Raw genomic sequence first — 22,344 nt, 5'->3', positions numbered from 1 at the left:
TCGTCTCCCAACCAGCACTATTAGTGCTTGAGATATTGGCTAACTTGTTGGTCAATCGAACCGAATATGTTGTTGCCATCCGCATCGAACATTTCCAATCTGATTGAATCTCCAAACGACATAAAGTTAGTCGACGGCTTACCATCACGAATGGTTTCAATCATGCGAACTTCCGCGATACATGAATAACCAACACCACCCTCCTCAATCGAAGTGCCATGTTCGGTGCCTTGCTTATTAGATACCGTGCCAGAACCTATAATTGCCCCAGCAGATAGCGGGCGCGTTTTAGTCGCATGAACAATTAAGTCTGCGAAATCAAACGTCATATCGATACCCGCATTTGGGCGACCAAACGGCTTGTGGTTGTAGGTCGAGAGCAATGGTAAATGCACTTTGTTTTCGTACCACGCTTCGCCGAGTTCGTCAGGTGTTACTGCCACAGGAGAAAACGCAGAAGAAGGTTTAGATTGGAAAAAACCAAACCCTTTAGCTAACTCTGCCGGAATTAGGCCACGTAGTGAGACATCATTCACCAGCATGATCAAACGAATCGACTCCTGAGCCTCTGCAACACTCGCGCCCATTGGTACGTCACCAGTTACCACAGCAACTTCACCTTCGAAATCAATACCCCATTCATCACTCGCAAACTCGATGTTGTCACAAGGTCCAATAAAGGCATCAGAGCCTCCTTGGTACATCAACGGGTCCGTCCAAAAACTCTCTGGCATTTCAGCGCCGCGAGCTTTTCGAACCAACTCAACGTGGTTTACGTAAGCACTGCCATCAGCCCACTGATAAGCGCGAGGAAGCGGCGACTCACAGTAGTGCGCTTCAAACTCTTCATACCCTGCAACCGTGCCATTGTTCAGTGCAACGTATAGCTCTTCCAGTTGCGGTGCTAGCGTATCCCAGTTATCAAGCGCCACCTGCATCGTCGGTGCTAAGTTCATAGGGTGGAAAATTTCTGTCGCAGGTACGCAGCGCGTTAAGTCTTTGCTCACGACCATCAACAAACCGTCACGAGTGCCATTTTTCTTGGTTGCTAATTTCATCCTTGCCTCTTACTTCTCTTGCCAGCTATAGACGTATTCTTTGTTTTCTACTTTTTCCAGCTCATCCGAAAACTGAAGTGCGTGACGCGTATCAATCATGACCGCGACTTCGTCGGCAAAAGTCTTCTTATGCTCTCGCCCTGCTTTGAAAGCTTTCGGGTGAGGGCCATGTGTAAATCCTGCTGGATGGAATGTCACCATGCCCGCTTCAATGTTGTCACGGCTGAAAAAATCACCTGCATGGTAGAACAAGACTTCGTCATAATCGTCATTGTTGTGGTAGAACGGTACTTTGAGCGCTCCAGGATCACTTTCAATTGGACGAGGAACGAAGGTACACACCACAAATCCTGCTCCTACAAATGTAGTATGTGCAGAAGGCGGTAAATGGTAACGATGTGACATAAGTGGACGAATATCACGCCAGTTCACTTTTACTACCGCCAAATCACCATGCCACCCAATCGCATCCAACGGGTTGAATGGGTAAGTGATAACACTGACTTTATCGTGGCGTTTCACCTGAACCTGTGTTTGATTCTCAGAATATTGAGCACGGAACTGATCGTTGATCGACGGCGTTTCTAAAACCGCCGGATCAAACACCGCGTGGTTTCCAACCATGCCTTTTTCGGGCAATGTATAAGCCGCATCGGTGTTTTCGATCATCAGAATGAACATCGGCTCGCTTGGCTCTAAACGCCAGCTCGTTGAGCGAGGGATCATGACATAATCCCCTTCGCTCACTTTCAAATGACCATAATCACAGTAGAGATCTGCCGTACCTTGGTGGATGAATAGCAGTTCGTCGCCATCAGCGTTTCTCACCAAGAAGTCCATTTTTTCATCCATACGCCAAACACGAACTTTACAATTCGCGTTGTGTAATAGATGCGGGACTGCCCACGGGGTAATATGGCTGGCTTTCTCCACTAGATTAAAATCGAACGCTCGTGGACGTAGCTCGCCCTCCCACTCAGACCACCCCGTTGGGGCATGTTGATGATGAAAATGTGTTGCGGGGCCGAAGAAGCCACTTCGACCTGCCTCACGTTCATAAATTGCCTCTTCCGGGAAGTCAGCATGTGCTTGTTTAGAGCACACTCCCTCCCGATGAGGGAATGTGATCCATTTATGCATCGCTCAATACTCCTCGGCGAATTTGGTCTTCTTCTATCGATTCAAACAACGCTTTGAAGTTACCCTCGCCAAAGCCTTCATTGCCTTTACGTTGGATGATTTCGAAGAACACAGGGCCGATAACGGTTTGAGTAAAGATTTGTAGCAAGATGCCATCTTTCGTTGGCGCACCATCAATAAGAATCTGCAAATCACGAAGCTTGCTTACATCTTCGCCGTGGCCTTCAACACGCTGATCGACTTTCTCGTAATAAGTATCTGGCGTTGGCATAAAGTCCATGCCTCGCTCACGCAAGGTTTTGACCGTTTCGTAGATGTCGTCAGTGGTCAATGCGATGTGTTGAATACCTTCGCCATTGTATTCACGGATAAACTCTTCAATCTGTGATTTATCATCTGACGACTCATTGATAGGAATTCGGATTTTGCCGCAAGGTGCGGTCATCGCACGGCTGACAAGACCAGTCAGCTTACCTTCGATATCGAAATAACGAATTTCGCGGAAGTTACCAATGCGCTCATAGAAACCTGACCAGACATCCATGTTGCCTTGCTTAACGTTGTGCGTTAAGTGGTCGATTTCGTAAAGACCAACATTCGCTTTTGATAAACGCTCATCAGCATCATCATAAAAACGAAAATCGACATCATAAATGCTCTGCTTTCCATAACGATCGACAAAATAAAGCAAGCTTTCACCGATGCCATAAATAGCAGGAATGCTAAGCTCCATCGGCCCAATTTCCGTTTTATATTCTTTACCGCCATTCTCTAACGCATGCGCCAGAGCAACGGTGGCGTCTTTCACACGAAATGCCATGCCACAAACCGACGGACCGTGAACTTTGGCGAATCCCTCAGCTTGGCTATGCGGCTGCGCATTCACAATAAAGCTAATGTCACCTTGTCGATATAACCACGCTTCTTTTGAGCGATGCTTTGCAATCTCCGCAAAACCTAACGATATAAACAGATCTTTAAGCTGTTGAATGCCTTTGTTGTCAGCAGCGGTATATTCAACAAACTCAAATCCGTCTGTTCCTAATGGGTTATATGCATCAACCATGACTTTCTCCTTGTCTCAGTAGCTTTTGTTTGGACTTATTTTTCTAACTTGGCGCAGGTATTGAGAAATTGGAATACGTGGGGAGAAATCTTTATCTTGGCGATTTTTACGCACAATTGTAAAATATATGTTACACGAAGAGTGCGCGTCGAATCCACTTTTGTAAACATTAAATAAACTGCTTACTTTCAATATATTAGATTGATATTTTCGGCTTTACGCCATCACATAAAATGTAAACAAGTTGTTACTTTGGCATTTTATCTTGGCAACGTAACTCAAAAAGTAAAAGGGGATGGAAAATCTATTGCCCCCTATCTCTATCCGATTTATTCATTTGCTCCTGCAAAACATCAAAAGTAATGTTTCGTGACGCTTCATACAGTTCGAAAGGCTCATCGGTCAGAATCGTGTCATGGATACCCCTTTATTGATTCACCTCAGTTTTATTCAAAAGTAACTATGCCATAAGTGGTGCTCTGTTCCCTTTCGAGCCGAGCCACAAGGCTTCACGCTCGATCAGAAAAAGAGACATCTAATGACGCACATTAATCAAGAACGCTTAGTTGAACACTTTTGCCAACTAGTACGTATCGACAGCGAATCAAAAAACGAAAAACAAATTGCAGAAACACTGGCAGAACAGCTAGGCGAGCTAGGCTTTACCGTGCACAAGCTTCCAGTGCCTGAGCACATTTCTAACGGTTTTAACGTGTACGCCCGTTTAGACGGCAAAAAAGACGGCTCTATCCTAATGAGCTGTCATATGGATACGGTCACTCCAGGTATTGGCATTGAGCCACTCATCGAAGACGGCATTATCCGTTCAAAAGGCCATACGATTCTCGGTGGCGATGATAAATCTGGTATTGCTGCCATCATGGAAGCCGTTCGTTGTATTCAAGCGGAAAACCGTGAGCACAAAACGTTAGAACTTGCTTTCACCGTGTATGAAGAAGGCGGTTTATTCGGTTCACAATACTTCGATATGTCACACGTCACTTCAACGGAAGCAATCGTGTTAGATACGGGTGGCCCTATTGGCACCATTGTGACCGCAGCCCCAGGCCAGCAAAAGATCATGGCAAAAATCAAAGGTCGACCAGCACACGCAGGGCTTGCGCCAGAAGAAGGCATCAGTGCGATCATGGTGGCGGCAGATGCCATCAACCAAATGAAGCTGCTTCGCATCGACGAAGAAACGACAGCCAACATCGGTATGGTTAACGGCGGTCAGGCCACAAACATTGTTATGCCTGAATTAAAAATCGTGGCAGAAGCACGCTCCCTGAATGGCGATAAACTAGATGCTCAGGTCAATCATATGATCTCAACATTAGAGTCTGTCTGTGAAAAACACGGTGCAGAAGTCGACATTGAATCTAGCCGAGCCTACGACGCTTTTGTTATTGAAGAAAACCACCCACACGTAAACGCTATAAAAGCAGCGTTTTCAGAGTTAGGAATTGACGCCTTCACAAAAGGCACTGGCGGCGGTAGCGATGCCAACAACTTTAACAAGAAAGGTCTCACAACGGTCAACCTTTCAACTGGCATGGCAAAAGTACACACGACAGAAGAGTTTATCGCGGTAAGTGATATGGTCAAAATCACTGAGTTCGTGAAACATTTCCTAGTCAGTTAACGTCATGCCTTTTGAAGAGCAGACTGACTATCTTCCCCTTCTAGCCTGTGCTTGAAGGGGATTTTAATTTGTATCGAAGCAAAATTACTTCCCGTCATGCCAACTTGATATCAGATCTTCAAAGAAATTCCCCTAGCTCACTTTTTGAGACTAGACAGCTCAACACCTGACACCCTGTTACAGTAATGTTAAAACTCGATTGTGTAGACAATTTATACAATATACATTTCTGGCATCTTTCAGGATGAAAAGAGTGAGACAAGGATGAAATTACCTAAGTTGCTTTTATTAGCGTCGATGATGAGTCCAATACTGGCAACATCAAGCTATGCCGTGCCGTATCCCTCGGGTGTGACCCTCGATGAGACACAAGAAATTACGCTAAACAATGGGGCTGAAGTTACTTCTATTGACCCAGCCAAGCAAGCTGCAGAGCCCGCTTTTAATCTCGGTCGAGACCTGTTTGAAGGTCTGGTCATTCAAGATAAGCAAGGTAAAACCATTCCTGGTGTTGCTGAGTCTTGGTCAGTCAATGACAACAATACGGTTTATACCTTCCACTTACGTGATGCAAAATGGTCAAATGGCGAAACGGTCACTGCACAAGATTTTGTCTACAGCTGGCAACGCTTACTGAATCCAAGCACTGCTTCACCCTACGCTTGGTTTGCGGCCATTCCAAATATCGAAAACTCGCAAGCGATTATGAAGGGCGAAGCCGAACCCGAGTCCTTGGGCGTGAAGGCGCTGGATGAAAAAACATTCCAGGTAACACTCGAAGAGCCTATTCCCTTCTTTACGAAACTATTAAGTCATCCAGTGCTTGCCCCCGTTCACAAAGCGACCGTTGAAAAACATGGCAACCGTTGGACCCAGCCTGAGCATATCGTTACAAATGGTGCGTTTACTGTCTCTGAATGGAAAGTTAACGAAAAACTGGTGATGGTTAAAAACCCACATTACTGGGACGCAAGCAATGTAGTGCTGGAAAAAGTCACCTGGCTACCAATTGGTGATGCAAACGTAGTGCTAAACCGCTACCTAGCCGGTGAGATAGACCAAGCGGTTTCCATTCCTGCCGCTCAGAAGAAAAAGTTAATTCAACAACGCCCACAAGAAGTGGCAAGCACCAGTGCGTCTCTTGGCTCCACATTCTATTACCTCAACACTCAACAAGGACCAACAAAAGACGTGCGGGTCCGTAAAGCCCTCTCATATGCCATTGACCGTCAACTGTTAACGAGTGCTATCTTGAGAAACGGTGGGGTTCCAATGTATACCCTTGTGCCACCTCAAACAGATGGTTTTAAATCTCACACTCCTGAGTTCGCAACTTGGAACCGTCATAAACGTATCGAAAAAGCGCAGCAATTACTGTCAGAAGCTGGATACGATAAAAGCAATCCGCTTAAGTTGACGTTTACCGTACCAACTTTCTCGATGGACGTAAAAATGGCAACGACCATGGCAGGTATGTGGAAAAGCCGTTTGGGTGCGCAAGTCACAATAAAACAGCTAGAACCGAAAGTGTTCTACGCACTTAAAGAGCCGACCGACATTACTCGCGGCGGCTGGACGGCCGACTACAATGAAGCCTCTACATGGTTGGATATCTTCGTTTCTAGTGGCGAGTACAACGATTCTCGTTATAACAACCCGCAATACGACGAGTTAATGGCTCGCTCAAAGACCATGAGCAACCCATCAGAACTGTATCTACAAGCAGAAAGCATGCTGATTGAAGACATGGCCATTATTCCTATTTATCGTCCGGGTAACGATCAATACCTCATCAAGCCTTACGTGGGCGGCTACGAACTGACAAACCCTGAGTCGTCGTACTACCGCAAGAATGTCTATGTAAAAGCCCACTAAAAGCATGTTTTCGGTCTGAGTCGGCAAGTTCAATGTTTACTTGCCGTTCCTCATATCTCTCGGTGGAGAAGGCAACCTGAGCTCAGACCATTTTTTATTCATAACCGTTCGAAGTGATTTCGGATGACCAAAGGATGATGGATCATGATTTGGTACATTGTTAAGCGATTAGCTATCGCTATCCCCACGCTTCTATTCATCGCACTCATATCATTTTGGCTGATGCACATTGCACCAGGGGGGCCATTTGATATGGAACGGCCTATGCCAGAGGTGGTACGTGCGAATATCGAAGCAAAATTCCATTTGGACCAGCCCTTCGTTACTCAGTTTTGGATTTACATTGGTAATTTCATACAAGGAGATCTCGGTCCGAGCTTCGTTTATCAAGACTTCAGTGTTACACAGCTCGTCGCACAATCATGGCCAGTTTCAGCAGTATTAGGCGTACTCTCCTTTTGTATTTCCGTTCCACTTGGCATGTTGCTTGGCACTATTGCGGCATTGAACCGAAATAGCCGCCTAGATTACGGCCTGATGACACTTTCGATGACTGGAGTTGTAGTTCCGGCTTTCGTGCTTGCTCCAGTTTTAGTCATGATCTTCGCTATTCAGCTCGGCTGGTTCCCTGCTGGTGGTTGGGAAGGAGGAAAGCTGGCTTTTCTTGTTCTTCCCGTGCTCAGCCTAGCGATTGGCTCCATTGCGAGTATTGCACGCGTCATGCGTGGCGCAATGATTGAAACACTCAACCAACCATACATTCGAACGGCAAAGGCCAAAGGTTTGTCCACAACCTACATTTTATTCCATCACGCTTTGCGACCATCCCTGATTCCCGTCGTTGCGATGCTCGGCCCTGCGTTTGTGTCTGTCGTGACAGGCTCGGTAATTATCGACATTTTCTTTGGTACAGGTGGCATGGGACAACACTTTGTGTCTGGGGCTCTCAACCGCGACTACGGCCTAGTAATGGGCATTACTCTGATTGTCGCTTCACTCACTATCTTCTTTAACCTTGTGGTCGACTTGCTATATACGATTATCGACCCTCGTATACGCGTTTAGGAGTCCGGTATGTTAACGATCAAAAAACTGGATACACAAGCTCTTCAAGATCAAGTCGTCGACAATATTGAAGCCGTCGAAGGTCGCAGTCTTTGGCAGGATGCATGGACTCGATTTCGTAAAAACAGAGCCGCGATGACATCAGTGTATGTTTTGGCTTTCATTACCTTATGCATCACTTTCGGCCCCTCTCTTGCCGCTTTTGGCCATGATGAAATTGACTGGGAAGTGCTCATCGATCCATACGAGCTAGGGAAACCTTCACTGAGCAGTGGCCATTACTTTGGTACCGATGATCTCGGGCAAGATGTCTTCGCTCGCACGATGCAAGGTGGCAGGCTCTCTATTTTGGTAGGTTTTGTTGGCGCCTTAGTCGCCATTGTTATTGGTACGATTTGGGGAAGTATTTCCGGCTATCTTGGCGGCGTTGTCGATAGCGTAATGATGCGCATTATTGAGGTGCTCGATTCGGTGCCATTTATGTTTATGGTTATCCTGTTTGTTACCCTTTTTGGCAACAACATCTACCTGATTTTTATCGTGATCGGAATGGTATCTTGGCTGGGCATTGCCCGTGTTGTACGTGGTGTCACCTTCGGTCTAAAAAAGCGAGAGTTCATCGAAGCCGCACACTCTATTGGGGTTTCTAAATTGACAATTGTCCGACGCCATGTTCTGCCTAATGTGCTTGGGATCGTGATGGTTTATTCCTCCTTAATGGTACCAGGATTCATTATGTTCGAATCGTTTTTGAGCTTCTTAGGGCTTGGTGTTCAACCACCAGACACGAGCTGGGGAATCCTAATTTCCGAAGGCGCAAAAACGATTGACGTTGCATTGTGGATGCTGCTTTTTCCCTCTCTGTTTTTAGTTGCCACCCTCTTTTGTTTTAACTTCATCGGAGATGGCTTGCGTGATGCTCTTGACCCGAAAGACCGATAAGGACAAACCCATGCTATCTATTGAAAACATGAACGTGCGCTTCGATACGCCAGATGGGCAAGTGCAAGCGGTCAGTAATCTCTCCTACTCGATTAAAGCGGGCGAAACTCTTGGGATTGTTGGGGAATCAGGTTCGGGAAAAAGCCAGTCTGTTTTCGCATTAATGGGGTTAACCGCGGATAACGGCGCCGTGTCTGGAAGCGCAATGTTCCACGGTGATGATTTACTCGCGATGTCTAAAAAGCAGCTCAACCGCATCCGTGCAGAGAAAATCGGAATGATCTTTCAAGATCCGATGACGTCACTCAACCCATTTATGAAAATTGGCAAACAGCTTTGTGAAGTTCTCATGATTCATAAAGGAATGACCCGAAAACAAGCAAAAATTGAATCGATTCACATGTTGGATGCGGTGCGTATTCCCTCTCCCGAAACTAGGATGAATCAATACCCTCACGAATTATCTGGCGGAATGCGTCAGCGAATCATGATAGCGATGGCCTTGTTGTGTAAGCCCGAGTTGTTAATTGCAGACGAACCAACCACCGCGTTAGATGTAACCGTTCAAGCTCAAATTTTGACGCTATTACGAGACTTACAACAAGAGTTCAATACGGCTATTTTACTGATCACTCACGATATGGGCGTCGTCGCCGAGATGTGTGATCGCGTATTGGTCATGTATGGTGGTCAAAAAATGGAGCAATCAGATACCGAGACATTGTTCGCTCAACCTGCGCACCCCTACACTCAAGGCCTGCTAAAGGCGATTCCTTCCATCACTGAAGATATGCCGCGTTTACCAACCATCCCAGGTAACCCACCAAGTGCGTTGATTAACCATCAAGGGTGTCCGTTTAAAGAGCGGTGCGAGCATCGAGAGACGCGTTGCCAATACAAAACCCCACGGTTTTCTCCATTAAACACGAGCCAGTCCATTGCCTGTCACGTTAAAGCACCCAGTGTTATCACTCCCATTCAAATAAAAGCTTAAGGAGGCGTTATGAATAAAAAAGAAGTCCTCATGTCTGCTCGTGATTTAAACGTCCACTTTCCTGTTTCACGTCATCTTATTCCAAGTCGACGTAAAATCGTGAAAGCGGTCAATGGTATCGACTTAGATGTTTACCGAGGTGAGACACTTGGCATTGTGGGGGAATCAGGCTGCGGAAAATCAACACTTGCTCGCGCCTTACTTCGCTTAATTGAACCTACACATGGCGAGTTGACTTGGAAAGGTCAAGACATGCTCGGGTTTAGTAAAAAAGAGCTTTCCTCTCGACGCAGAGAATTTCAGATGGTGTTTCAAGACCCATCCGCTTGTTTGAATCCGAGGTTAACCATCTCAGAATGCATCGCCGAACCACTGCTCACCCACGAGCCAAAGCTTAAACGGGCAGAGGTAGAAAAGCGTGTCATCGCTATGATGGATAAAGTGGGTCTCTTGGCGAGCCAGCGAAACCGCTATCCACATGAATTTTCCGGAGGTCAATGCCAGCGTGTGGGCATTGCCAGAGCATTAATTCTCAATCCAGATTTGGTCGTGTGTGATGAACCCGTTAGTGCACTAGATGTCTCCATACAAGCTCAGGTCATCAATCTTCTAGATGATCTTAAACAAGAAATGGGGTTAACACTGGTGATGATTGCGCATGACTTAAGCGTGGTGCGCCATATCAGCGACCGCGTTATGGTGATGTATCTTGGTAAACCTATGGAAGTAGGACGTTACGATCAAGTATTTGATGATGCTCAACACCCCTACACCAAAGCACTGTTATCTGCTGTCCCGATAGCTAATCCGCAATTAGCACGTGACCGTGAAATACAACTATTGCCCGGCGATCTTCCTTCTCCACTTAACCCACCGAGCGGTTGCGTTTTTCGTACTCGATGCCCAGAAGCAACAGAAGTATGCGGGCAACAGAACCCAATAAAAACAGGCTCGGAGCAGCATCATATCTATTGCTCAAATATGACTTTAGGAACCATTTAATGAACAATACTAACTCAGTAAACCAACGCCTTACGTTATTGCGTGAGGCAATGTCCTTTCACAACGTGTCTGCATATATCGTGACCAACAATGACCCACATAACAGTGAATACTCAGCGGATCATTGGTTAGCGCGAAGCTGGATTTCAGGTTTTACCGGCTCAGCAGGCGATGTCGTCATTACCCAACAAGGTGGTGGCCTGTGGACTGATGGTCGTTACTATATTCAAGCTGAAGAACAGTTACACGGCACAGGACTTGAACTGTTTAAAGCCAAACAACCAGAAACGCCGACAGTTGCCAAATGGCTGGCTACCACGCTACCAGAAAACAGTATTATCGCGGTTGACGGGCGCGCCATCAGTTACGCTTTTTATCAAGGCCTCAAACAAACCTTTGAAGCGAAAAACATTAAGATCATTCTCGACCTGGATTTACTCACACCGATTTGGCTTGAAAGACCACCTCGCCCAAGTGCACCCGTATTCGAGCACCCCACCGCTTTTGCTGGCGTTGACACTGAAAATAAGTTAGCGAGAATCCGTTCTTGGTTAACCGAGAACCAAGTAGATAGCTTATTAGTGTCAACGCTAGATGATGTCATGTGGACAATGAATATTCGAGGTGGTGATACGAATTACTGCCCAGTTTCTGAAGCCTATCTAGTCGTAGAGCAATCACTTGCGACACTGTTTATTGATAAAGCCAAACTGCCTCAAGACGTTGAAAGAGCGCTGACCGATCAGAGTGTACACATTCGCCATTACAACTACGTAAGTCAGTATTTGAATCAGCAATGTGAGGGATTATCGCTCGCTTTTAACCCGACCCACACAGACAGCTTATTGGTGAGTTCGATTGAAGGGAATGTGAATCTAAAGCCAATGGCTTGCCCTGTAACGGCAATGAAGGCCATAAAAAATGCGACCGAGCTAACTAGCCTAGAACAGGCATTAACAGATGATGGTGTGGCAATCGTAAGGTTTATGAACTGGCTCGAAGAGCAAGTTCCAAGCGGACTCGTTACAGAATTGTCTGCTGAGGCACAACTGAATCACTATCGCCGTCAAACCCGACATTATGTGAGTGACAGTTTCCGCACTATCGCAGGCTTCGCAGCTCACGGGGCAAAAATGCATTATGCCGCCGATGAAGAAAGCAATGCGGCAGTCAATGAAAGCAACTTCTTTCTCGTCGATTCTGGTGGCCAATACCTTGGCGGGACAACAGACATCACCCGTACTTTCCACTTCGGGTCACCGACCATTAAGCAGCGCAAAGATTATACCTTGGTGCTCAAAGCGGTCATCCGACTGACTCAGACTCGATTCATGAAAGGCTCTACGGGTGCCAATCTTGATATCATGGCGCGTGGCGTCTTATGGCAACATGGTATTGATTACAAGTGCGGCACTGGACACGGCGTGGGCATTTGCTTGAATGTTCACGAAGGCCCACAAAATTTCTCGCAAAGCCACCACGAGGTTGAACTAAAACCGGGTATGGTCATTACTAATGAGCCAGGCGTTTATCGCGAAGGTGAGTACGGGGTAAGAATAGAGAACATTCTTAAAGTTGTAGAAGTAGAACAAAATGAGTTCGGCACGTTTTACGGTTTTGAGACCATCACTCTTGCTCCAATTGCGACCAACGCCCTTGATTTATCAATGCTAGATCAAGCAGAGCTAGACTGGCTCAATCATTACCATTCACGAGTCTATCAAGCACTTAGCCCTTTTCTTGATACGCAAGATAAAAACTGGCTTCAACGCACAACCCAACTTATTGAGAAATAGGATATCAGCAAGCTTTATAACGTTTTCATTTTCATCTCAAACTCCTTGTTTGCCAGCCTTCGGGCTGGTTTTTTTATAGAGATAACGGCGTGAAAAACAAAAACGCCCCGCAATGTTAGCGAGGCGATCAATTAAATTAAAATGATGCAGTTAAAATGCCCTACTGACGACACTTCTGAGCATCAAAATCAACGACGATGGCGGCATTCTCAAAGTCACCAGAGACTTTAACGTAGCCCCAGTAGTTACTCTGATTTGACAACGTAATACACTCTCCATTACCAATATTATCTGACCACCCGTGAAGATTAGCACCATCCGGCCAACCAGAGTTACTGTATTCAAGCTTTAGGTTGCCCATACCGTTCCCCGTCGTTATCGCCAGATTTGAGCTCTCATTCACCGCTGGCACGCTCAGCCAAATGGTTTGTTGATTTGCCAAGCAAACAGGCTCTCCTGCTGTTAGGCGCCCACCGCTTACTTTACTTTGCACCGCGCAGTCTTGTGGCAATGTGTCATTACCGCCCAACGTTGAGATAACAACACTATGAGTGGCGGTTGCCGTCAAGCCTTCACTGTCTGTCACACTTAGACTGACCGAATACTCCCCTTCACTCCCATATTGGTGCGTCGGCTTGGTTTGTGTACTTGTCGAGCCATCACCGAAGTCCCATAAGACGCTGACGATCTTCCCGTTTGGGTCTGTACTGTTTTCACTGCTAAATGTAATGCTTTCACCGACTTTCCCCTTGTTGTTTGCGGTTATGACTGCATTAGGTGCACCATTTGAGACAAGGGCTTGCTGCCACTGCTCAAACTCACTTTGATATAAATTCGCCCATTGGGTGATCGTTGCTTTGTAATTGCTCCAATTCCCTTGGCGTGTTTCCACCAGCATTTGGTTTACGTCATCTTTATGATTTTCAAACATAAAACGTACAGCTAAGTACCCCCAACGATAAATTCGATCGACATCAAACCCATCATAAGTAGTCTCGAAAATCTCACTTAAGGTATATGTCGAGCCGTCTAAAATCGTCTCAAGTGCTGCTTGGTTGTCATTTTCTTGAGCGACATACTCTGCAATGCCTTCACTCCACCACACTATTTTTTCAGTTGGATGACTAAACCCTCCATAGAGATCAAATCGACCATCTAAGTAATGCACGTATTCGTGCTCTAAGTTCCAGACAAAGTGATCCGCGTTCGCATAAGAGGCTTCATAAGCAATAAAGTTGGGAATACTCCCCGGCTGGGAAGGATCGCCTTCCAAGTACATACCGCCATTGTCAGTACTAATATCGAAAATTGGCCCTGCGTACTTACCATAATCGGTGCTTGAATCGAAGATATTGACTTGGAGCTGAGTATTGTGGTCATCTTTTACTGGCTGTTCACCAGTTTCTAATGACTGATGAAAGTAACCCTCTTCGTAACCCATTTTAGAACATGCGGCCGCGTGTTGCTCTTGCGTCATATTCTGAGACAAAATTCGGATTGTCGGGCTACAAGTATAAGTTTGCGATAGCACTAAGCCTTTTAGCTCAGTTTCGAAATTACAAATTCCGAACTCACTACAATCTGCGTAATATGAGGCAGTGTCCGCCGCCGCAAGCCAAACCGCGTCACCCCGACCATACATTTCATACTGTTCAAAGATTCGACTCAGCTGACTCTTCACAACAGAACTCGCGTTACCCGTATACTTGGTCAAACGCCCGAGCTCTCGCCCCGCATTCGCGGCCATGAACTCATCTTCAGCACCGATTGATGATGCCCTCAGAGCAAAATCGCCTAAAGCTTTGGCAAGGTCCGTTTGGTTGCCAATTATTTGCACAAATTGCTCGTTCCACTGCCCACCAAACAAAATAGTGAAAACACCGTTAACTGCATTGCGCATATACCAGTGCTGGGCGTATTGATCATTCCAACGTGTAAGCCACTGGGTCACTTGCGGTAAGTACGCGTGCTGCAAGCCCGCACTATCCATAGTGATGATGACTTCACTAAGCACTTTGCCGTGACGGTCGCTGTTCTCATAGAAGTTTGCGTTATTAACAAACGCATCCACGGATTCTTTCACCGCTGGGGTAACCCATTCAATAAATGAGATGTTGTCATTGTAAAACTCGGCGTAATAACCCGCGCGCAAGTATAAGAAAAACGTTTCGAGTTCATCGCTCCCGCCACCTGTATACCCCTTCGCCAATGTCGTAGTGCGCTTCGCAATGTTGTACATATGATCGGAGCTAAATACCGACTCCTGAATCCGACTTTCAGCAGAGAATAACTGGTTCACGCACGTCGCGCCCTGACTTAAAATTTCGCTGATCAATTGGTTACTGCTTTCGGTAACCAATGCTTCCAAATCACAAGCAGTGCTCGACTCATCAAGGCTTTCAAGTGACTGTACTCGAGTTGCCTTGGAGGGCTGAATAGGGAGAGTTGCGGTTGGTTGGTATTCAACTCGATTGGATTCAACACCGTGTGTATGAGCCGAATGTGCATGTTGCTCTGTAACTTGAGAAACTGGCTCGCTTAACGCAAATACGCCAGTGCTGGTTAATGTTGTCGCAATCGCGACACTCAAAGTCTTCAGTTCCATCTAATTTCTTCTATATTGAGTTTTCCTTAGATGCATTACGTCTTTTGCATCGCCACTGCCCTTATTACTGCAAGAGCATCTCCATATAATCTACTCGCAAGACAAGAAGAAACATTTTGTTAACAACTAGATGTGGCGGTATCAGTTTTTGGTACTAGAAGGAACACGGAGTGAACTTTAAAAATTCGTATTTGTTAAAAAATAGAGATGAGCTAGAGAAGAAACGTTTAGTTATACGAGTATACCCAGCACGTTAAATGGCTAGGTATACTCCAAAGTGGGTCGATAAAAATTCGCGAATCAAAGCCCCTAAAGAAGGAATCGGACAATGGGCTAATACTTTTGTAGGCTCTAGGCTGCTTTGTGGTCGAAGAGTGCGGTAATTTGCTCTTTTAACGCGTGCAAAAATTCGGTATTTGGTGTGTTTTCAAGGTACATTTCATACTCTTTAGAGTTATAAAAGTACTCATGCGCAGATGCATTAAGGATCTTACTAAAAGATAGTGTTTCCAACTCGTCTTCAAGGGAACGACTGCTCAATTCACCATATCCTAAATCGCTATCCTCAGCGAATTGGGACTCAATGTTGCTGACATATAAAGCACAATCCTTAATACAGAACTCGACATTACTTATACGTTGCTCGATGTCTTTGAGCTGATCACTGTTCCATTTAGACTTCTCTTGCTCAAGCTTATCAATAAGCCCACTTTCACGAAGCCTTGAATTGTTATCTTTAATTCTTAGTAGCTCATCAAGCACTTTATTAAACTCAGTTTCAGCTCTAAGTCTTAAGATTTCCAAATCCTTGGAGAACAGCTTTGCTTTAAGTTCACTCGCTTGGTACAAGCCAGAGATAGCAGCATTTCTTTTAACTCCAAACATAAAAACCCACCCAAAAGATACTTATTAAAAAGTAGCACACAAAAAGCCAGATAGAAGACGCAAGGTTTTCGTCATTAGGCTACATTCTACGAACGACACTCGATTGTAGCGCAATAAACAGAATTTTCATCACCATGAAACACATACTATTTGAATGAAAATCACACAGTTACTTTGATAAAAGTATTTATTTCAGAAAGAGTAAGACGTAAGTATGTGATGATGTATATTGACGCTTCAAAACAAAAAACGCCCACACTCTACTACCCAAGTCAAACACTAATGTCAGAAACTGGACAAATCACTCACTATTTACAGTAATAAGAAGTCACTGTTTCATTGAAAATCAAAGTGTCAACATAAAGATGGGAAGTAACCGAATCATAGACGGCATCGCTGATGAAACGTTAGAATGCCACTACTTTAATAATCTTCCATAATATTTATGACCGACGCTGATATTGAGCTACAACACCTTTGGTTAGAAGTCCAAGCCGAACGCTGGCAAAACCTGCCACGCTTTTTATTCAGTTACTACTGCTACAAGCACAACCTTATCAGTAAAACCAACAAAGTTTGCTGGGAGACGGCACGTGCAAACCTGCCCGCTTCAACGTCAATAAAAGAGCGAAAAAACGCGGTGGTTGAACCGTTAATTTCTGAGGAAACCGTCGCTGGGTTATTGAAAGCCATCAGCAAAGATGGGGAAATGACATTCGACGTGATGGGAACCACACTTGATACGTTTTTGCATTATGTTGTGATTAGCAAGGAAGAAAAAGCGCGACTTAAATCAAACATGCCAGCTAGTTGGTATCAGCGATCAAACAAGTCGCCTTTGGCACGTTTCGAGCAAGCTGGCATTAAGCTACCAGAGTGATATGTCAGTCATCGCTGAAGATACACAAAAAAGACAAGCGCCTACAATGAGGCGCATTTGGTCAAAAATTGAGGTGCCCCTAAACAAAAGTGCAAAGTGACCAACAAAGAAAAAGTTTGGTTACTCTTGAATGCCTCGAATGCGTACATTACGTCTACGCAAAACTTCTAATGTCACGAGCAAACACACCGACATAAAAATCAACAACGTAGCGACCGCCAATATGGTCGGACTAATTTGCTCTCGAATTCCTGACCACATCTGCCTCGGAACGGTTTTTTGTTCTGCCCCAGTCAGGAATAACGCCACCACAACCTCGTCGAACGAGGTGCCAAAAGCAAACAAGCCGCCAGATATCATCCCCGGACGAATCAGCGGAAAGGTAATGTGTCTGAAAGTATAAACAGGGTTTGCGCCTAAGCTAGCCGCCGCTTTTATCAAGCTATGGTCAAAGCCGCTTAACGTCGCAGTAACGGTAATGACGACAAAAGGCGTACCTAACGCAGCGTGTGCCAAAATGATGCCTAAATAAGTTTGTGATAAGCCAAAGCGTGTGTAGAAAAAGTACATCGCAGCAGCAGAGATAATGACTGGTACGATCATGGGTGAGATCAACAGCGCCATAATCGTATTGCGAAAAGGCAAATTACTACTTGCTAAACCCAACGCCGCCAGAGTTCCTAGCCCTGTTGCAACGAGTGTCGCCATAAAAGCAATAAACGTGCTGTTTTTCAGCGCCAACAGCCACTGATCACTAGTAAACATTTCTTGATACCAGCGAGTAGAATACGCTGCCGAGTCAAGGTTTAACATCCCCTCGGTAAAAGTAAAGTAAGGCGTTGCATTAAGCGATAACGGGATGATGGTCAGAATTGGAGCGATTAAAAAGAACAGCACCACCCCACAAAAAGCTAAGTAACCTGCGTAAGCAACTCGCTCTACTTTTGATGCATAGTTTGGTAATGCCATGGTTATCCCCCTACCTTAAGGTTGTTAATGCCAAGCACACGGTTGAACATATAAAACAGAACCAGTACAACGAACAAAAGCAGTCCACCCAATGCGCCAGCCATCCCCCAGTTCAGTGATGTCTGCATATGATAGGCAATCATATTGGAGATCATCTGTCCGCTTCTTCCACCAACCAAAGCGGGCGTAATGTAGAAGCCAATAGAAAGAATGAAAGTAAGCAAGGCCCCCGCACCTATACCCGGTAACGTAAGCGGCATATAAACTTTGATGAACGCAATGAAAGGCGTCGCGCCTAGAGAACGAGCGGCACGGAAATAAGTTGGGCTAATTCCTTTCATTACGCTATACAGAGGCAGGATCATAAACGGCAACAGAATGTGAACCATAGACACCACCGTTCCGAAGGTATTGTGAATCATCTGAATTCGCTCAGAAGTAAAACCCGACCAAATAAGGAGATCATTAATGACCCCTTGGTTTTGCAGCAGAACAATCCAAGACGTGGTTCTGACTAACAATGATGTCCAAAATGGCAGCAGCACAATAATTAAAAGTAAGTTCGCGCGCTTATCAGGTAAATTGGCAAGCAGGTAAGCAACGGGGTACGCCATCACCAAACAAATTAAGGTGATTGAAATAGACATCCAAAAAGTTTTAAAGAAAAGGTCGACGTATATTTGGCGTTTTTCTGGTTGGGGTTCAATGTCTCCAAACTCATTCACTTGCAAGTCTAGCGCTGCAAGATAATGACTGAATGTTAATGCGCCACTAAGATTCTTAAACGCGGCCCAATATTTAGGATTAGCCCAACGCTTATCCAGCTTAGCTAGCTGTGTCACCGAGATCGGCAGCGACGTCAACCGAGACAACTTTCTGCCGGTTTTCATGAGTAAACTGCGCATACCAGACTCTTCAATATTCATCCGGTTGGCTATTTTCGGTAGCTCTTTGCTTTGATAAAGCGCAAGTACCTCAACAGAGAATGCCTCAATGACTTCTTGATGAGGCTGACCTTGATAATCCCAACTTTCTAAAGCTTGAATAGTTTGTGGGAGTGACAGGGATATTTCTCGGTTATCCACGCTTCGATAAAGCATGTCGAGGATAGGAAAAGCAAACGTAAGCAGAATAAAACACACTAATGGCGTTGTGAGCATAATGGAGCGAAGCTTTTTTCGGCGCTCGGCCTTTTGCAACTGCGCTTTCAGATTGGTTTCTTGCTGATGAACTTGGCGTTCGATTTCCAATACAGAATCTAATGCGGTTAGCTCTCGACTCATGCTGCTACCTCGCTACTTTGAGTTTGTGTCCCATCAAGAGCATGGCAATCGTCACTTTGCCAACCAATACGACAAATTGAGCCAGGCGTTAACTGCAAGTGTTTACGATTATCGTTAGGTACTTTAACGATGAAGTGACCAACGCTCTCTACTTCGACGACCAGACGATAATGATCACCGTGATAAATCAATTCTCGTAGGACGCCCGAGACTTGGTTCTCACAAGACGCTTTCTCTGGTTGAATAACAATCTTTTCTGGTCGAATGGAAAGTGTTGTTCTCTGCCCTTGCTCAGAGACTCTGACAGGTTTCGCAGTAAATAACTCTTTCCCAACGAGCACTTGGCAATACTTTCCGTTCCACTCTTTGACTAAACCTGAGAGTTGGTTGTTTTCTCCGATAAACTGCGCAACAAACGTATTACTCGGAGATTCATAAAGCTCGGTTGGTGTCGCGAGTTGTTGCACTTCGCCGTGATTAAAAACCGCAATACGGTCGGACATAGTGAGAGCTTCGTCTTGATCGTGCGTCACATACAAAATGGTAATGCCAAGCTTTTCATGCAAATGTTTAATTTCCATCTGCATTTGCTCACGCAGCTGCTTATCTAACGCGCCTAGTGGTTCATCCATCAACACGAGTTTAGGCTCAAACACTAATGCTCGCGCTAACGCAACACGCTGTTGTTGACCACCTGATAACTGCTTCGGGTATCGAGTCGCAACATGCTCAAGCTCGACCATTTCTAATACACTCTGAACTTTGCTTTGAATCGTGTCACTGTCGAGTTTTCGCACCTTTAAAGGAAACGCAAGATTCTCAGCAATGGTCATATGTGGAAACAACGCATAGTTTTGAAACACCATACCAATATCGCGCTTGTGCGGCGCGAGATGATTGACAGGAACGCCATCGATATAAATGTCTCCACCGGTCGCAGTTTCAAAGCCTGCTAGCATCATCAAGCAAGTGGTCTTGCCCGATCCTGACGGCCCCAACATAGTAACGAACTCTCCAGGAGTAATATCTAAGTTGAAGTCTTTCACCACCAAATTCGTGCCATCGTAGGTTTTCTTAACGTGTTGAAAGCTGACATAGTCCTTGTTTTCCGTGCTCATGACTTCCCTCTTCTCATTTTTTGAATATTACGAATGAGTAGAGCGTCAGTTAACGCTCTACTAAACAGCACAATTACAGATTGTATTTGGATAGGTCTAAGCGGGTTTCTAACGCATGTTCAACCATTTGAATGACTTGTTGACGCTCTTCACCTTGTAAGAGTTGGCGTGGCGCACGAACTTGTTCAGAGCCACGTCCGCAGACTTGCTCGGCCAATTTTATGCACTGAACCAGCGTAGGAATGGTGTCTAAACGCAGTAGGGGTAAGAACCAACGGTAGATCTCTAACGCTTCAGCATAACGACCTTGGCTTGCCAGTTTATAAATCGCAACGGACTCTTCTGGGAATGCGTTGGTTAAACCAGAAATCCAGCCGGTCGCACCTAGCATCAATGATTCAAGAGCGATGTCATCAACACCACTGAACACGGTAAAGCGGTCATCAAATTTATTGTAAAGCTCGGTGATACGACGAGTATCAGTGGTCGACTCTTTGATAGCTACAATACTTTCAAACTCAGCCAGTTTCGCCATGATATCGAGGTTTACATCGACACCATAAGCAACCGGGTTGTTGTAAATCATGATTGGCATTTCTGGCGTTGCTTCTGCTAGCGTGCGGTAATATTCGAACGTTTCGCTCTCAGACGTGCGGTAAACCATGGCAGGCATCACCATACAACCATCGATACCAATTTTGTACGCATCCTGCATGTAATCAACAGCTGCTGTGGTAATAGACTCTGCTGTACCAGCAATCAAAGGCACACGGCCATTTACGACTTCTTTTGCCGCTTGCAAAACCTGGCGTTTCTCCTCCGGGTACAACGCGCAGTTCTCACCGACAGTACCCAAGCAGATAATGCCATTCACACCATCTTTAATCTGGTTGTCTATAACGGTTTGCGTTGCGTCTAAGTCAATTGACTGATCTTGACGAAATTGCGTACTGACCGCCGGATAAACACCTTTCCAATCAATTTTCATGAACTACTTTCCTTATATGTATATTGTATGCAATTTAAATGAACGAGCGAAAATGCTCAGACATGGCTATCTATGCCATTTTCTAACAACACCGCCTTTACAGCGGCCAAATCAGCCAAAGCACTGCCAACTGATTTGTATAAAGTAATGACCTCATCGTTTTGACGTCCTGAGATTTGTTGGGCGCAAAGCTGCGGTAATTCCCCTTTGATATCGTCTGACGTGAATACGCCCTCTTGAATTGGAATGAGAAGATCGCCCGCTTCGGCTAATACATTAATACGGCTATCAACATACACCTGTGCTCGTTGCACTGCTTCGGAGTCACATTCACGCTTGTCCAAGTCATGATTACCGACCAAATCAATATGGGTGCCCGGCTGCACGTCTGCGCCATTAAACAAAGGCTCTGCTGATGCAGTAATACAGCTGATGATGTCAACGTGTTTGATAACGTGGTCCACTTTTTCTACGACTGAAACGCGAAACCGACGCTCATCAGGAAGCGACTGATACTCTGAAGATGACACAATGGCATCTACCGTCGCCTCGGCTTTATCTGAGTTACGCCCCCAAATATAAACCTGCTTAAGTGGGCGAACCGCAGCGTATGCCCACGCAAAATAAGGCGCAAGATTGCTCGTTCCGCAGATCAACAGACGATCAGCATCGGGACGCGCCAAATAGTCCGCTGCCAACGCAGAAGCTGCGGCGGTGCGCCAAAACGTTAAAACTTTACCGTCCACGAGTGCGAGCGGCTCACCATCGTTTCGTCTAAAAACAAGCAGCTTAGATGCAAGCGTATCTTTGCCTTGCTCAGGGTTATGCGGGAAATACGTAAAGGCTTTCACCGCAATCAACTCCTGGTTCCAAGCTGGAAGTAGCGCAAACGCCTCGTATTCTCCCTCTTCTAAGGGCATGACTCGGCGTTGAGGTATTGTTGCTGGCCGCGAGTACATTTCACGCATCGTTTCAATAAGAGACTTCATTGTTAAACATTGCGCGACTTGCTGTGCTTCGATGACTTTCATCA

The 22,344-nt window shown here is 45.5% G+C and carries 18 protein-coding genes; 8 read left to right on the top strand and 10 right to left on the bottom strand.

Going from position 1 to position 22,344, the window contains the following annotated elements; all coding sequences use genetic code 11:
• Positions 1–20: 20 nt before the first annotated feature.
• From R7Q39_RS04370 to hppD, 3 genes are read right to left on the bottom strand one after another with little or no spacing between them, the layout of a single operon-like run.
• Positions 21–1,058, bottom strand: coding sequence for a fumarylacetoacetate hydrolase family protein (locus R7Q39_RS04370; protein ID WP_047100685.1), 1,038 nt, complete (start codon positions 1,056–1,058; stop codon positions 21–23).
• A 9-nt stretch (positions 1,059–1,067) separates the two neighbouring features.
• Positions 1,068–2,198, bottom strand: a complete 1,131-nt coding sequence (locus tag R7Q39_RS04365; RefSeq protein WP_042521907.1) for a homogentisate 1,2-dioxygenase — start codon at positions 2,196–2,198, stop codon at positions 1,068–1,070.
• A complete protein-coding gene (hppD, locus tag R7Q39_RS04360) occupies positions 2,191–3,264 on the bottom strand; it encodes a 4-hydroxyphenylpyruvate dioxygenase (RefSeq protein ID WP_005377835.1) in 1,074 nt (357 codons plus the stop codon). The genes R7Q39_RS04365 and hppD overlap by 8 nt, the downstream gene beginning before the upstream one ends.
• 538 nt (positions 3,265–3,802) lie before the next feature.
• Between hppD and R7Q39_RS04355 the strand changes: the two genes are divergently transcribed.
• From R7Q39_RS04355 to R7Q39_RS04325, 7 genes are all read left to right on the top strand, one after another.
• Complete coding sequence (locus tag R7Q39_RS04355; protein ID WP_047100686.1) at positions 3,803–4,909, top strand: M20/M25/M40 family metallo-hydrolase; 1,107 nt, start codon at positions 3,803–3,805, stop codon at positions 4,907–4,909.
• Positions 4,910–5,173: 264 nt separating this feature from the next.
• Positions 5,174–6,784: a peptide ABC transporter substrate-binding protein gene (locus R7Q39_RS04350; protein WP_017633966.1), complete on the top strand. Its 1,611-nt coding sequence runs from the start codon at positions 5,174–5,176 to the stop codon at positions 6,782–6,784.
• A 144-nt stretch (positions 6,785–6,928) separates the two neighbouring features.
• On the top strand, positions 6,929–7,849 hold the full coding sequence (oppB, locus tag R7Q39_RS04345) for an oligopeptide ABC transporter permease OppB (protein ID WP_017633965.1): 921 nt from the start codon (positions 6,929–6,931) through the stop codon (positions 7,847–7,849).
• A 9-nt stretch (positions 7,850–7,858) separates the two neighbouring features.
• Positions 7,859–8,791, top strand: coding sequence for an ABC transporter permease subunit (locus R7Q39_RS04340; RefSeq protein ID WP_318075803.1), 933 nt, complete (start codon positions 7,859–7,861; stop codon positions 8,789–8,791).
• A 10-nt stretch (positions 8,792–8,801) separates the two neighbouring features.
• Complete coding sequence (locus R7Q39_RS04335; RefSeq protein ID WP_017633964.1) at positions 8,802–9,785, top strand: ABC transporter ATP-binding protein; 984 nt, start codon at positions 8,802–8,804, stop codon at positions 9,783–9,785.
• A gap of 9 nt (positions 9,786–9,794) precedes the next feature.
• Entirely contained in the window at positions 9,795–10,787 is a 993-nt protein-coding gene (locus R7Q39_RS04330; protein ID WP_017633963.1) for an ABC transporter ATP-binding protein, read from the top strand.
• Positions 10,787–12,583: an aminopeptidase P family protein gene (locus R7Q39_RS04325; RefSeq protein ID WP_017633962.1), complete on the top strand. Its 1,797-nt coding sequence runs from the start codon at positions 10,787–10,789 to the stop codon at positions 12,581–12,583. Before R7Q39_RS04330 ends, R7Q39_RS04325 begins: the two co-directional genes overlap by 1 nt.
• A gap of 160 nt (positions 12,584–12,743) precedes the next feature.
• Here R7Q39_RS04325 and R7Q39_RS04320 read toward each other — a convergent pair whose 3' ends face one another.
• A complete protein-coding gene (locus tag R7Q39_RS04320) occupies positions 12,744–15,188 on the bottom strand; it encodes a collagenase (RefSeq protein ID WP_318075802.1) in 2,445 nt (814 codons plus the stop codon).
• A gap of 351 nt (positions 15,189–15,539) precedes the next feature.
• The gene (locus tag R7Q39_RS04315; RefSeq protein ID WP_047100692.1) at positions 15,540–16,073 is read right to left on the bottom strand and encodes a hypothetical protein; all 534 of its coding nucleotides are present in this window, start codon (positions 16,071–16,073) and stop codon (positions 15,540–15,542) included.
• A 445-nt stretch (positions 16,074–16,518) separates the two neighbouring features.
• On the opposite strand from R7Q39_RS04315, the gene R7Q39_RS04310 reads away from it, so the two are divergent.
• Positions 16,519–16,953 (top strand): hypothetical protein, encoded by a 435-nt coding sequence (locus tag R7Q39_RS04310; protein WP_047100693.1) that lies wholly within the window; start codon positions 16,519–16,521, stop codon positions 16,951–16,953.
• 120 nt (positions 16,954–17,073) lie between these two features.
• Here the strand turns inward: R7Q39_RS04310 and R7Q39_RS04305 are convergent, their stop codons facing one another.
• From R7Q39_RS04305 to R7Q39_RS04285, 5 genes are all read right to left on the bottom strand, one after another.
• Positions 17,074–17,922, bottom strand: a complete 849-nt coding sequence (locus tag R7Q39_RS04305; protein ID WP_213872803.1) for an ABC transporter permease — start codon at positions 17,920–17,922, stop codon at positions 17,074–17,076.
• Between the two features lie 2 nt (positions 17,923–17,924).
• Positions 17,925–19,205, bottom strand: a complete 1,281-nt coding sequence (locus tag R7Q39_RS04300) for an ABC transporter permease (protein WP_318075801.1) — start codon at positions 19,203–19,205, stop codon at positions 17,925–17,927.
• The gene (locus R7Q39_RS04295; protein ID WP_005377849.1) at positions 19,202–20,323 is read right to left on the bottom strand and encodes an ABC transporter ATP-binding protein; all 1,122 of its coding nucleotides are present in this window, start codon (positions 20,321–20,323) and stop codon (positions 19,202–19,204) included. Before R7Q39_RS04295 ends, R7Q39_RS04300 begins: the two co-directional genes overlap by 4 nt.
• Positions 20,324–20,396: 73 nt before the next feature.
• Positions 20,397–21,311, bottom strand: a complete 915-nt coding sequence (locus R7Q39_RS04290; protein ID WP_005377851.1) for a dihydrodipicolinate synthase family protein — start codon at positions 21,309–21,311, stop codon at positions 20,397–20,399.
• A 56-nt stretch (positions 21,312–21,367) separates the two neighbouring features.
• Positions 21,368–22,342: an ornithine cyclodeaminase family protein gene (locus tag R7Q39_RS04285; protein ID WP_318075808.1), complete on the bottom strand. Its 975-nt coding sequence runs from the start codon at positions 22,340–22,342 to the stop codon at positions 21,368–21,370.
• Positions 22,343–22,344 lie beyond the last annotated feature (2 nt).

The organism is Vibrio sp. 947 (assembly GCF_033339115.1).
GTDB classification, from domain to species: Bacteria; Pseudomonadota; Gammaproteobacteria; order Enterobacterales; family Vibrionaceae; genus Vibrio; species Vibrio alginolyticus.
The sequence above is the reverse complement of the archived record's forward strand: the minus strand, read 5'-3'. Positions and strand labels throughout refer to the sequence as shown.

Excerpts from the sequence above, each read along its gene's own strand:
- R7Q39_RS04300 (WP_318075801.1), bottom strand. The coding sequence starts at position 19,205 with ATGAGTCGAGAGCTAACCGCATTAGATTCTGTATTGGAAATCGAACGC.
- R7Q39_RS04315 (WP_047100692.1), bottom strand. The coding sequence starts at position 16,073 with ATGTTTGGAGTTAAAAGAAATGCTGCTATCTCTGGCTTGTACCAAGCG.
- oppB (WP_017633965.1), top strand. The coding sequence starts at position 6,929 with ATGATTTGGTACATTGTTAAGCGATTAGCTATCGCTATCCCCACGCTT.
- R7Q39_RS04290 (WP_005377851.1), bottom strand. The coding sequence starts at position 21,311 with ATGAAAATTGATTGGAAAGGTGTTTATCCGGCGGTCAGTACGCAATTT.
- R7Q39_RS04320 (WP_318075802.1), bottom strand. The coding sequence starts at position 15,188 with ATGGAACTGAAGACTTTGAGTGTCGCGATTGCGACAACATTAACCAGC.
- R7Q39_RS04370 (WP_047100685.1), bottom strand. The coding sequence starts at position 1,058 with ATGAAATTAGCAACCAAGAAAAATGGCACTCGTGACGGTTTGTTGATG.
- R7Q39_RS04305 (WP_213872803.1), bottom strand. The coding sequence starts at position 17,922 with ATGGCATTACCAAACTATGCATCAAAAGTAGAGCGAGTTGCTTACGCA.
- R7Q39_RS04365 (WP_042521907.1), bottom strand. The coding sequence starts at position 2,198 with ATGCATAAATGGATCACATTCCCTCATCGGGAGGGAGTGTGCTCTAAA.
- R7Q39_RS04335 (WP_017633964.1), top strand. The coding sequence starts at position 8,802 with ATGCTATCTATTGAAAACATGAACGTGCGCTTCGATACGCCAGATGGG.
- R7Q39_RS04330 (WP_017633963.1), top strand. The coding sequence starts at position 9,795 with ATGAATAAAAAAGAAGTCCTCATGTCTGCTCGTGATTTAAACGTCCAC.
- R7Q39_RS04350 (WP_017633966.1), top strand. The coding sequence starts at position 5,174 with ATGAAATTACCTAAGTTGCTTTTATTAGCGTCGATGATGAGTCCAATA.
- R7Q39_RS04295 (WP_005377849.1), bottom strand. The coding sequence starts at position 20,323 with ATGAGCACGGAAAACAAGGACTATGTCAGCTTTCAACACGTTAAGAAA.
- hppD (WP_005377835.1), bottom strand. The coding sequence starts at position 3,264 with ATGGTTGATGCATATAACCCATTAGGAACAGACGGATTTGAGTTTGTT.
- R7Q39_RS04285 (WP_318075808.1), bottom strand. The coding sequence starts at position 22,342 with ATGAAAGTCATCGAAGCACAGCAAGTCGCGCAATGTTTAACAATGAAG.
- R7Q39_RS04325 (WP_017633962.1), top strand. The coding sequence starts at position 10,787 with ATGAACAATACTAACTCAGTAAACCAACGCCTTACGTTATTGCGTGAG.
- R7Q39_RS04340 (WP_318075803.1), top strand. The coding sequence starts at position 7,859 with ATGTTAACGATCAAAAAACTGGATACACAAGCTCTTCAAGATCAAGTC.
- R7Q39_RS04355 (WP_047100686.1), top strand. The coding sequence starts at position 3,803 with ATGACGCACATTAATCAAGAACGCTTAGTTGAACACTTTTGCCAACTA.
- R7Q39_RS04310 (WP_047100693.1), top strand. The coding sequence starts at position 16,519 with ATGACCGACGCTGATATTGAGCTACAACACCTTTGGTTAGAAGTCCAA.